Raw genomic sequence first — 12,047 nt, forward strand, 5'->3', positions numbered from 1 at the left:
GTGGTGTTTTTAGAGGAAACAGAGGCAGAAAAAGAGGAGCACGCTATAAATTTCTGTTATTTATAGCGTGATATTCTTATTTATAACGACGTGCAAGCAAGATAAAACCCATAGCAAACAGTACACAAAATGCCATAGAGCTTACCATTGGCCATTCTGATTTTGCTGGTAACATAGCAATAGCTGTTCCCACTAAAGCACCAACACCAAAACGCACTGTTCCTGCAAGAGAAGAAACCGTCCCCGCCATATGAGGATAGTCATCAAGAATAACAGCCATCGCATTCGATGTGATCATCGCAATCCCACCCACATACATTGCTACACCCACAACAAGGAAATAGAAATGTAAATTAAGGGCGACCACTAGCAATAAAAAGATCCCCATAACACATTGGATCGTTAATCCTAGGCGCAACATCTTCAATGCACCGAATCGGCGAACATATCGCCCATTGATACTTGTCATTACAATTAAGAAGATGATATTAAAGCCAAAATATAATCCAAACTGATCAAATGGAATGCCATGTAATTCGATATAGACAAAAGGGCCAGCACTAAGGAATGAAAACATGCCAGCAAAAGAAAAACCTGAAGCCAAAATATAACAAAGGACACGACGTGTTCTAAACAGACTAATAAATTGGCTAAATGTCACTCTTAAGCTAAAGCGTTGGCGACGCTCTTTTGGTAATGTTTCTGGAATATAAAAAGCAATTAATGCAGATGCAATCACAGCAGCTATCGCAATACTCCAGAAAATAGCATGCCATGAAAACCAGTTCATCACCCAAGCACCTAATAGTGGCGCTAATAAAGGTGCGATGGTCATAACAAGTGCAACAAAAGACATACTTCTAGAGAAATCATCTCTAGAGAACATATCTCTCATCAATGCGTTAATCACAACACTTGCCGCAGCTGCCGCAAAGCCATGTAAAAAACGCATACCAATTAGCACATCTATTGATTCAGATAATGCACATGCACTAGAGGCAAAAGCAAAAACAATTACGCCGCCCAAAATGACAGGCTTACGTCCCAAACTATCAGCCATAGGACCATAGACTAATTGCCCAATAGCAAAGCCAAAAATATAGATACTTAATGTCATTTGTACTTTACCACTAGGCACACCAAAATCTTGCGCGATAGTAGGTAAACTTGGCAAATACATATCTATAGCCAATGGCATAAGCATGGAAATAAGTCCCAGTATTAAAATGAGACTAAGGTACGACGAACGTTGCTGTTGCACGCAGATAAACTCCCAAAAACGACAGGATAAATAATAATTATTGAGGTAGGTGAATGCTGTTGATCTCTTCTTCTGTTAATGGACGATATTCGCCCTCAGCTAAAGTCTCATCTAATGTGATATCCCCAATACGCTCACGATGTAAAGCACTTACATGATTACCCACTGCTGCAAACATACGTTTTACTTGGTGGTATTTACCTTCACTAATAGTGAGCTTGACTTCTGTTGGTGTAATAATTTCTAACATGGCTGGTTTTGTTAGATCTTTTTCACCGTTAAGTTGAACACCTTTTTGGAATTGTTCAGCGACACCTTCTGCAATTGGCTCTTCTAGCGTAACCAGATAGGTTTTCTCACAGTGATGTTTTGGCGCCGTAATACGGTGTGACCATTGACCATTATCTGTTAATAAAACAAGCCCGGTTGTATCAATATCTAAACGCCCAGCAGCATGTAATTTATGAGCCAAAGGTTCATCAATAAAATAAAGGATAGTTGGATTAACCGGATCGTCTGTTGAACACACATAGCCGATTGGCTTATTCAACATAAAGTAACGAGGCCCTAAAATTTGAGTTAAAACATTACCGTCGTAAGCTACTTCTTGCTCTGGCGCAATTTTGATTGAACCGCTTTTCACCATTTCGCCATCAATTGTTACAAGCCCTGCTCTTAATTCACGAAGGATCAAGCTACGGCTAATACCCAATTGCTGGGACAAAAATTTATCTAATCGCATGAATTTCTCTGAAAAATGGAAGAATACCATCTGATATGAGGTATCTATTAAAAATGAATATTAACAATAAAACAACTAATTAATTTATAAATAAACTATCACGTCCTTTACTCCCCCTTATTCGCGCTACTTATAAAAAAATGTTACGCTGACGCCCTGTTTGATTTCTTATGTAGAGTTATGGCTTTTACACTCAGACCTTATCAACTTGACGCTGTTAACGCGACAATCTCTTATTTTCGTCAACACAATACACCTGCGGTAATTGTATTACCTACTGGCGCAGGAAAAAGTTTAGTGATTGCAGAACTGGCTAAAAGAGCGCGCGGGCGTGTCTTGGTTTTAGCACACGTAAAAGAATTAGTAGAACAGAACCATAGCAAATATGAGGCTTATGGTCTATCTGCGGATATTTTTGCTGCGGGTTTACAACAAAAAGAGAGTAGCGGAAAAGTGGTTTTCGGCAGTGTTCAATCTGTTGCCCGTAATTTATCGCAATTTAGTGATACTTTTTCCCTTCTTATTATTGATGAATGTCATCGCATTAGTTTGTCTGAAGATAGCCAATATCAGCAAGTCATTAAACAATTACAATCCATTAATCCACAATTACGGATCTTAGGATTAACTGCAACACCTTATCGCTTACCTACAGGCTGGATTTATCAATATCATTATCACGGTATGATCAGAGGCAATGAAGATTGCTTTTTCCGTGATTGCATTTATGAATTGCCTTTGCGCTATATGATAAGCAATCATTTTTTAGTTCCGCCAACTCGCCTAGATATGCCTATTTTGCAATACGATTTTAGCCAAGTAAGAACAAGTCAAAATGGGATATTTAATGAAGAAGATCTAAACCGAGAAATAAAGAGACAAAAACGCATCACACCTCATATTGTTGCTCAAATTATTGAATATGCACAAAATTGCCGAGGTGTAATGATATTTGCGGCAACGGTTGAACATGCAAAAGAGATCCTTTCTCTTTTACCACAGGATGAAGCTGCATTAGTCAGTGCTGATACCCCCTCTTCTGAACGTGACCATCTTATTTCCTGTTTTAAACAGCAACAATTACGTTATATGGTTAATGTTGCCGTACTAACAACAGGTTTCGATGCACCTCATGTTGATTTAATCGCTATCTTACGCCCCACTGAGTCTGTGAGTTTATACCAGCAAATTGTAGGACGAGGATTAAGATTATTTGCAGGAAAAACCGAATGCCTGATTTTAGATTATGCAGGTAATCCTCATGATCTCTATCTACCCGAAGTCGGTACTAAAAAACCCAATCCGAATAGTAAGCCGGTACAAATTTTCTGTCCTATTTGCCAATTTGCCAATACCTTTTGGGGCATTGTAGATGCTGATGGCGATATCATTGAACACTATGGTCGCCGTTGCCAAGGTTGGGAGCTCAATGAACAAGAGCAAAAACAACAGTGTGAATTTCGTTTTCGCTTTAAATTGTGTCCTCATTGCAATGAGGAAAATGATATTGCAGCACGTCGCTGTGTTCATTGTGATGAGATCTTAGTTGATCCTGATGATATGCTCAAAGCAGCATTAAAACTCAAAGGAGCATTAGTCTTACGCTGTGGTGGAATGCAATTTAAATCAGGAAATGATGTTAAAGGTGAATGGTTAGAAATTAATTATTACGATGAAGAAGGCACCTCCGTCTCTGAACGTTTTCGACTAACAACCCCCGCTCAACGAAAAGTATTTGAATTAAAATTTTTACGTGAACATCAACGCGCACCAGGCGTTCCTTTTGTTTGGCATAATGCCAACGACATTATTAAGCAATTTGATTTGTTGCGTCACCCTGACTTTATTGTGGCTCATAAAGGTAAAAAAGAGAACTTCTGGAAGATAAGAAATAAGATTTTTGACTATGCAGGACGCTATCGAAAAGCAGATACCTTGTATTAATCTGGATTTATATTTGCTGTTAGGGGACTTTTTCGTTAAAATGCGCCCCGCTTTATCTATTTTTAGATAAACCAAATCTCGAGCTTGTTGCTGGGTCGCCTGTAACAAGTATGTATTTTCTTTCTTTTTTATAAGAGAAAAAAGATGTTAACTATCAAAGCAACTGTACGTAAAGAGCAGGGTAAGGGTGCGAGCCGCCGCCTGCGTGTGGCTAACCGTTTCCCTGCTATCGTTTATGGCGGAAATGAAGAGCCAATCGCTATCGATTTAGATCACAACGAAGTTATCAACCAAGAGCACAAATCAGAATTCTATTCAGATTTCGTAAACCTGGTTATCGATGGCAAAGAAACTAAAGTTAAAGTTAAAGCAGTGCAACGTCACGAGTATAAACCAAAAATTACTCATATCGACTTCCTGCGCGCTTAATAAGCCACCCTTCGAGCTTTATTTTTCGGGACGCCGAGCATATAACGCCACTTAATGTGGCGTTATTTGTTTCTACTACTTAATTATTTTTCTGATGCTCTACGTTGTAGCTGGTCACGTAAATTAGGTGGTGTGCCTTTAATGGTGAGCGTATCTGTTGCTGGATCCCAGAATATTCTCTCCCCTAATAATTTCGCATCAAAATTCACAGTTAATCCACCACCGCTTCCTGAATACTTCATCAGTTGACGTAACGTACTGCGATCTGCTGGGAATGTTTCAGCTAATTCATAGCCTTTTTCTTCAGTAAATTGAGCAAAGTTTTGGTCGCCTAAAGACGGTAATTCTTCAGCAAGCTCCATTAAGGCAATTTCTTCGCCAGATTGTAATTGCTCATTACAGTAGCTATATACTTGCTCACGACAAGTTTGACGCTCTTGTTTGCCCATTTCTGAAGCTTCGCAGAAATCATCAACTGCTTGTAATAAGCCTTTATTTTGAACTTTGGTGTTTAAACCTTCTTGCGCACCTAAAAAGTCCATAAAGAAATCAGAGACTTTACGTCCAACTCGACCTTTTAAAAACGTTAAATAACGTAAAGAGTCGGGTGCGGTCTCCCACTCAGTTAAATCGATACGAGCAATAATATCTGCATGAGGAATATCTAAATAACGTGTTGATGACACATCTAGGCTGTCGTTTACCCACATACTGTTACAACTGCTCAGTACAGCGATTAAAAGGTAATCTACCGCTAAATAGCGATAATGACAAAATAGAACGGTACCACCTTCTGCAAAAGGATATTTTGCTAATTCGTCTTTCAGTCTCACCGTTGCTGCTCGTGAAAAACCTAAAAAGTTCTCTTCACCTTTACGTTGTAAACGCAGCGCTTCTGCTAATTCACTTTCTTCATTAAACAGACCATAAGCTTTATTTTTTGCACTGTATACACGATGTAACTCCTCAATCATTTCCTGAACAACAGGTTCAATTTCTAAGAGTGAATCACGTAGCACAACTTCTAATGTCTGCTCATCTCGCTTAATAAGTTGATGCAAAACTAATTGGTTAATATCTAGACTCATGGTAGTCCTCTTCTATTGCGTCTCTTTCTCGTGCGCGTATTCAAACACTCCCTACTTTCAGTATCAAGGGAAAATTAATTAATTTAATAGCGGAAAAAGCCCTAGTAATACGGTAATATATAGCGTTTTATTCATTTAGTAGGAATTCAGATTTTATGCCACAAAAATCCCGTTATAGTGATGAACAAGTTGAGCAATTACTTGCAGAACTTGTCAGCGTTCTTGAAAAACATCATACTCCTACAGATCTTTCTTTGATGGTGTTGGGGAACATGGTGACAAACTTAATTAATACAAGTATTGCCCCTGCTCAACGAATGCTGATTGCTGACTCTTTTGTTCACGCATTGCGTGCTTCAATTGATGAAGGCAATATTCACTAATAAACATAGAAAAATTATTTATAGACATGGTAACGAGACCTCAGTCCTATCGTGAAAAAGTATCCCAAATGATCAGTTGGGGTCACTGGTTTGCGCTATTTAATATTATTCTAAGCTTATTGCTTGGAAGCCGTTACCTGTTTATTTCTGATTGGCCTGCAACCTTTGCTGGTCGTTTTTACGCTATTGTGAGTTGGATGGGACATTTTAGTTTTATTGTCTTTGCTATCTATATACTCATCCTTTTCCCCCTCACCTTTGTCGCTGTTTCTCAACGGCTACTTAGAGTTATTTCCTGTGCCCTTGCCAGTGCAGGATTAACTATCCTTATTTTTGATATCGCCGTTTACCAGCAATTTCAACTCCATTTGACTCAACTTGTTTGGGATCTCGTGATTAACCCAGATGAAGGTGAAATGGCGCGTGAATGGCAACTTATTTTCATTGGCATCCCCATCATCTTTCTGATTGAAATGCTTTTTGCAACATGGAGTTGGCAAAAATTGCGCAGTTTAAACCGCCAACGCTGGGGTAAACCATTGGCGGGTGTCTTTATTACTTGTTTTATAGTATCTCACTCTATGTCAATTTGGGCTGACGCTAACTTTTATCGCCCAATCACCATGCAACGTGCTAATTTGCCGTTATCCTACCCAATGACGGCACGTAAATTCCTTGAGCGCCACGGTTTTATTAATCAATCAGAATATGAGCAACGTGTTATCAGTGAAGGTAATCCAGCGGCACAAGGTATTACCTATCCTCTTGCTCCATTAATCTATGCCAAGGATACCTATTCTTATAACTTGCTGGTGGTTGTTGTTGATGGTTTAGGGACTGAAGAAGTGCCTGAATTGCCAAGCTTGCAACAATTTGCACAAAATAACCTTTATTTTTCGCGTCATTATTCATCAGGTATTAATAATGATACTGCATTATTTGGGCTATTTTATGGTATTTCACCTTCTTATTTAGACAGTGTATTAAGTAGCAGAAAAAACTCTGCGCTTTTCGATGCGTTAAGTTATCGAAACTATCAATTAGCCATGTTTTCAACGAATGGTTTCCAAACACCACTGTTTAAACAAGCTGTGCTATCAGATTTCTCCCTCCCAACATCACGTAGTGGTAATAACAATGCCACTATTGATAGTTGGAGTAATTGGTTAGTCAAAAACAAACAAACAACTCCTTGGTTCTCTTTCTTACAAATTAATGGTCATACCAATAATGCGTCTCAACGTGCCACATTAAATGATCAACTAGAGACAATATTTAAGACATTACAAGAAACCAAAGTACTAGATAATACTGTTGTGGTTGTCACTTCTAGCTATCATCAAGACAACGATAAGAAGCAAATTAATCAATGGCTGTCAGATAAAACCACCTTTAATTTAAGCCAGTCACAGGTGCCATTAATGATACATTGGCCAAATATGACTCCACAGGTTATTGAGCGAATGACAAGCCATCAAGATATTATGACAACCTTGATGCAACATGTGTTACATGTCATTAGTCCAGCAGACAACTATTCACAAGGTGAAGATTTATTTGCAAGCACTCGTAATCATCCATGGATTTTCACAGGCGATGAAGAGGCATTTGTGGTCTTTTTACAAGATAATACCTTGTTGATAGATAAGCATGGCCGATACGCTTTATTTGATAAATCAGGACAAGAGATCAGTTCGGCAAAACCTGATTTAAAATTGTTACTGCAAGTTCTGGCTGAACAGAAGCGTTTTATTGAACGCTAACGCTATTAAGTGACGCACAAAATTACGTCACTTAATTAGCAAAGGGTTGCTTTAGCACTCAAAAACAGTAATATACAGGGCACAAACGGCATGTAGCGCAGCCTGGTAGCGCACCGTCATGGGGTGTCGGGGGTCGTAGGTTCAAATCCTATCATGCCGACCAAAATTCTTTAGAAAAACCAACCGCTTAAGGTTGGTTTTTTTATACCTAAAATTTGCTACTGGTAAAACTATGGTAAAACTCTGGTAAAACTCCCATCAGATTTACCCGAGTTACAGCTCAATTCTCGCCCTGTTTCTATGTTATAATTTCGCTTTAATCATTAATAGAGTTTATCAAATGAAAAATCTAGCTGAGCTAACTCAGGAAAAAAAAGACAAGATTAACGCTGATCTATCTGCAAGTGGTATTGCATATAAAGAACGTTTAAATATGCCAGTTGTTGCGTCGGAAGTTGAACGACAACAACCAGCACATTTGCGCGAGTATTTTAATGAACGGCTAGCTTTTTATCGTGAGAGAAGTAAGAGATTGCCGGACGGGAATTCAGTACAGTATTTGAAAGCGAAGTAGTATTAATAAGATTATAAAACTTATTCTTGCTCATCAATAAATAATTCAATCTTGGTAACGCCAGACTCCCTTTACCACTTACGTTGTTTCACTTTACGTTCTACTACTATTTTTGCCATTGGTCTTGCTTCTCTTAGCAGTACAACTGCTGACAAATAATTTAATCACTAAAGTTAAATTCAAATAAAAGAGAACCATGCTTGGAATGAATCACAAAATTATCCCAGCGTATTGCGTACCAAATTGGCGGGATCATATTCACCCTATATATTGAAGAACCTATAGTGTATGGCTGAATTAAATCTCTAAAACCAACGACTAAATTCTTTAGTAACTCCGAATGCCTTGCAGCAATACCAAGCTGAAAAAACCATTCTTCCACTATTTTAATCATATCGTTTTCACTGAGTTGCTCTAACGAAACGTTCCAATGCTCAATGGAATGTTTATCGCTATGAGGAATAATCACTGACTGAACCGAACTAAGTAACGTCGTTTTTTCTTCCACATAAGTGCATTCATAGTCAGGAGCAACATTTGGCTCTCTGTTCAGTGACTCAACAGCACATAAGTAGCCATTGATTTTCTCAACATCCAACAAAACAAGTTCTTTCGGCATCGGTTTATATTTCATTTTTCATCACTTTCATTTGGTTTAGATATCAATTATATACAATGAATTCAGCTAATTTAGGAACTGTATTCAACTACATAAAATGTATTATTTAAATTTATAATCAAAGTGTTAGATACCTTAAAGTCAGTTTTATGGGGTATCAAGAGTTGTAGGTTCAAATCCTATCATGCCGACCAAAATTCTTTAGAAAAACCAACCTCTTAAGGTTGGTTTTTCTATGCCTGAAAATTGCTTGGTGTAAAACTCCCATCAGATTTACCCTAGTTAAAATCCAATTCTCACCTATTTCTATACTATATATAACAGTGACGGAAATTTGGAACCAACGGTGAATGGACAGATAATTAAATTTAAAAGCACAAATGAACATATTGAAGCTGATATTTTACTCTGTTTTGATCCCATTTTTTATATATAAAATCAGACGGTATTCCTCCTTCAACAAGGTGGAACTCATAGCTGATAGATACCTTATATAAAATATTAAAAAATAGCATAAAGTCTAAATTTCAAGATATTCCTATCTCTTTTATATTAAACAAGTGAGTTAATTAACAAAAACAGCTCCACAATCGCGGAGCTCTGATAAAATTAAGTGTGGTAAAGAATAAATCGCTCACTATTTAAAAATAGAGATCCAATTATATTCAAAAATTAACGGTTACACTGTTTATAAAAGAGTCTTTCCCATATTGTGGTGGATAGTACATAATTAATTTGTTTTCAAACACTACACCCCCTTATAATTTCTCTATTTTAATGAGATGGAATTCCTTATGAGCGTACCACAAACAAAAGTTGAATTACTCTTAGCTATTGATAAAAATTTCAATAAATTAATTAGTTATCTTAATGTGATACCGGCAGAAATCACCTCAGAATATTCAATGGATGGGCACGCCAAAGGAACAGAGATGAGTGTTCGTGATCTTGTTTCATATTTACTCGGATGGAATTCTCTTGTTGTAAAATGGATCACATCTGATGCTAAAGGTCTACCTGTCGATTTTCCAGACACGGGTTATAAGTGGAACCAACTTGGTCTTCTTGCTCAAAAATTTTACTCAGATTACAGTGAATTAAATTATGACTCGTTAGTAGCTGAACTTCAGACTACAAAAAATGAAATTGTGAAGCTTATTAATGAGAGAACTGATGATATTTTATATGGCAAACCATGGTACACAAAATGGACGATGGGTAGGATGATATCATTTAACACATCTTCACCGTATGCTAACGCTAATGGGAGATTAAGGAAGTGGGCAAAAAATAATAATATCAATTTAAAATAAGTATCAGCGTCAAAATTATACGTGGTATTTAAAAACAGAATAGTGCCGATGATCGATAGGACTGACCGACTTATATAATCACTCTGTTATCAATTTCTAATATCTAATTGGTATCTTGTTGTTTTTATAATGGATAGGAATATGAACGACAAACAAAAAAAGAAAAAGTTGCTAACATTTATATCCCCAGTATTATCTTTGGTGATATCGTTCTATCTCAGTATATCTACATTTGGTTATGATAATATTATTTGGTTAGCTACTTCTTCTGCCATTTTCTTTATCAGTATTATCGTGTTGGTGTCTTCTTTAGAAATTTCAATAAAAGTTATTTATTTTAAGCAACTATCATTTTTATATACTAATAAATTTGTCACTTTAATCTTTACTTTAATGAGTTTTATAGCAACCGCCATCGTGCTGATAATGATATTCCACGAAGAAGAAATACCTGCTAATTTTTTTAACAGCCTAGAGTTTGTTGCTTTACTTATCGCCTATTTTACTTTTCTATTAATATCTATTTTTGTTTCTTACATATATTGCATGATTAATAGTAATAAAAAATTCTTTTTATTTTTTCTATTTATTTCATTAATAATGATGATCTTTAAAGAGAGTGATGCTAATTTTTTAATATTTTATTTACTTATTTTTTTCATTATATTTTTTGGAGGAATAACTATTATTACAATAAGGAAGGCTTTTTCTAATTATGATTAAGTCGTGATTCTTCAACAACCTATCATTCGATTATAAATTATCAGAAACGGTTAGAGGATTGAGCATAAAACGAATAAATACCATTTAAATGAAGCTTATTGTGAGAATAGCAAAAAATTTTTTTATCATTGCTGTGGTTAGCTTACTGCTTATGCTTGTTATTTTTTATCTGGATACTATTTTTTTATCTTAAATAGATTAGATACCTGGAGTACATGTTCTTATTTTTTTCGCCTCATTTATTTTTTCATTATTAATAAGTATATTAGCTATTACAATAACTTTTATAAAAATAAATTAAAATAATTATTTTAGGTTTGAAGATCCCTTACGTTAACAGAAGCTAACCTCGCTAGTGCGAGGTTTTAAATTTATAAACTATATCTATTCAAGCATATTTTTAAAAATATCAAGTAATATTGGTAATTCAGTATATCCTTCTCTATCAAGAAAGTGCCCTGCATTATCTTCAATGATAATTTCTGTTTGTAGACTATTAGCCAAATCTTTAGAAGCTTGAGGATCTACAACCCAGTCATTAGATGAAATTACCGATACTCTTTTATCTGATATCTTAATCAACTTGTTATAATCTAATTGCTCATAAATATGAGAATTTAATTCAGGCAAGGTATCCTGCTTACGGTCAAAACCAGAAACTAAAATATATCCACCGATCTTTACATTCTCAGAAGATTGCTCAGAAAGAAAACGTAAAAGTGTGATACAGCCAAGGCTGTGCCCAATAAGAATGGTATCTTTATCGAGCTTGATATTTGCGTCAGTAAGCTGTTGTTGCCACCTTTTAGGTTCCGGTGAATTAGATTCGGGCATAGTTGGAACAGCAACATCACATCCTAAAGCTTCAAGCTTTTCTTTTAACCATGGAAACCAGTTATCTTCCGGAGATGCCGTATATCCATGAATAATAAAAATTCTTTTACCTTTCACCTATCACCTCTAAATACAAATAGGTTATTAATATAAAAATTATAATGAACGTAAGTATCAAAAAACCCCGCTAAAGCGAGGTTTTGTTTAAATTCAGTGCACTAAGCAATAGATCACTTATTATTTAAAGATAATAAGCTTATCTTGAATAAAATGCAATTTTATACTGTTTATCTGAACAGCTGTTTTGCGATTTATTAATCGTATTTAATCTCAAGGCAAATTATCTCACGTAGGTGATTTAATTTATGACCATC

12 protein-coding genes and 1 tRNA gene are annotated in these 12,047 nt (G+C 36.1%); 8 read left to right on the plus strand and 5 right to left on the minus strand.

Annotated elements, in window-relative coordinates; genetic code table 11:
- Window positions 1-76: 76 nt before the first annotated feature.
- Together C0T34_RS16230 and rsuA are read right to left on the minus strand one after the other, a co-directional pair.
- On the minus strand, window positions 77-1,261 hold the full coding sequence (locus tag C0T34_RS16230; RefSeq protein WP_239450338.1) for a Bcr/CflA family multidrug efflux MFS transporter: 1,185 nt from the start codon (window positions 1,259-1,261) through the stop codon (window positions 77-79).
- Between the two features lie 37 nt (window positions 1,262-1,298).
- On the minus strand, window positions 1,299-2,003 hold the full coding sequence (gene rsuA, locus C0T34_RS16235) for a 16S rRNA pseudouridine(516) synthase RsuA (protein WP_098943467.1): 705 nt from the start codon (window positions 2,001-2,003) through the stop codon (window positions 1,299-1,301).
- 180 nt (window positions 2,004-2,183) lie between these two features.
- Here rsuA and C0T34_RS16240 point away from each other — a divergent pair, with 180 nt between their 5' ends.
- Entirely contained in the window at window positions 2,184-3,947 is a 1,764-nt protein-coding gene (locus C0T34_RS16240; RefSeq protein WP_109850467.1) for a DEAD/DEAH box helicase, read from the plus strand.
- Between the two features lie 144 nt (window positions 3,948-4,091).
- Window positions 4,092-4,376 (plus strand): 50S ribosomal protein L25, encoded by a 285-nt coding sequence (gene rplY, locus C0T34_RS16245; RefSeq protein WP_023581385.1) that lies wholly within the window; start codon window positions 4,092-4,094, stop codon window positions 4,374-4,376.
- 83 nt (window positions 4,377-4,459) lie between these two features.
- Here the strand turns inward: rplY and yejK are convergent, their stop codons facing one another.
- Window positions 4,460-5,464, minus strand: a complete 1,005-nt coding sequence (gene yejK, locus C0T34_RS16250) for a nucleoid-associated protein YejK (RefSeq protein ID WP_109850468.1) — start codon at window positions 5,462-5,464, stop codon at window positions 4,460-4,462.
- Between the two features lie 155 nt (window positions 5,465-5,619).
- On the opposite strand from yejK, the gene C0T34_RS16255 reads away from it, so the two are divergent.
- The 4 genes from C0T34_RS16255 (at window position 5,620) to C0T34_RS16270 (ending at window position 8,184) form a co-directional block, all read left to right on the plus strand.
- The gene (locus C0T34_RS16255; RefSeq protein ID WP_004247042.1) at window positions 5,620-5,847 is read left to right on the plus strand and encodes a YejL family protein; all 228 of its coding nucleotides are present in this window, start codon (window positions 5,620-5,622) and stop codon (window positions 5,845-5,847) included.
- 26 nt (window positions 5,848-5,873) lie between these two features.
- Complete coding sequence (gene yejM, locus C0T34_RS16260; RefSeq protein WP_109850469.1) at window positions 5,874-7,610, plus strand: LPS biosynthesis-modulating metalloenzyme YejM; 1,737 nt, start codon at window positions 5,874-5,876, stop codon at window positions 7,608-7,610.
- 86 nt (window positions 7,611-7,696) lie between these two features.
- Window positions 7,697-7,773, plus strand: a tRNA-Pro gene (locus C0T34_RS16265).
- Window positions 7,774-7,950: 177 nt separating this feature from the next.
- Window positions 7,951-8,184 (plus strand): DNA polymerase III subunit theta, encoded by a 234-nt coding sequence (locus tag C0T34_RS16270; protein ID WP_109850470.1) that lies wholly within the window; start codon window positions 7,951-7,953, stop codon window positions 8,182-8,184.
- Between the two features lie 160 nt (window positions 8,185-8,344).
- Here the strand turns inward: C0T34_RS16270 and C0T34_RS16275 are convergent, their stop codons facing one another.
- Window positions 8,345-8,818, minus strand: a complete 474-nt coding sequence (locus tag C0T34_RS16275; RefSeq protein WP_075673590.1) for a hypothetical protein — start codon at window positions 8,816-8,818, stop codon at window positions 8,345-8,347.
- 779 nt (window positions 8,819-9,597) lie between these two features.
- Here C0T34_RS16275 and C0T34_RS16280 point away from each other — a divergent pair.
- Window positions 9,598-10,116, plus strand: a complete 519-nt coding sequence (locus C0T34_RS16280; protein ID WP_098943567.1) for a ClbS/DfsB family four-helix bundle protein — start codon at window positions 9,598-9,600, stop codon at window positions 10,114-10,116.
- A gap of 141 nt (window positions 10,117-10,257) precedes the next feature.
- Window positions 10,258-10,839 carry a hypothetical protein gene (locus C0T34_RS16285; protein ID WP_109850471.1) on the plus strand — a complete coding sequence of 194 codons (582 nt, stop codon included), beginning with the start codon at window positions 10,258-10,260 and terminating at the stop codon, window positions 10,837-10,839.
- A gap of 384 nt (window positions 10,840-11,223) precedes the next feature.
- Here the strand turns inward: C0T34_RS16285 and C0T34_RS16290 are convergent, their stop codons facing one another.
- Complete coding sequence (locus C0T34_RS16290) at window positions 11,224-11,790, minus strand: alpha/beta hydrolase (RefSeq protein ID WP_098943571.1); 567 nt, start codon at window positions 11,788-11,790, stop codon at window positions 11,224-11,226.
- Between the last annotated feature and the right edge of the window lie 257 nt (window positions 11,791-12,047).

The sequence above is a fragment of the Proteus sp. CA142267 genome (assembly GCF_003336825.1).
GTDB classification, from domain to species: domain Bacteria; phylum Pseudomonadota; class Gammaproteobacteria; order Enterobacterales; family Enterobacteriaceae; genus Proteus; species Proteus terrae.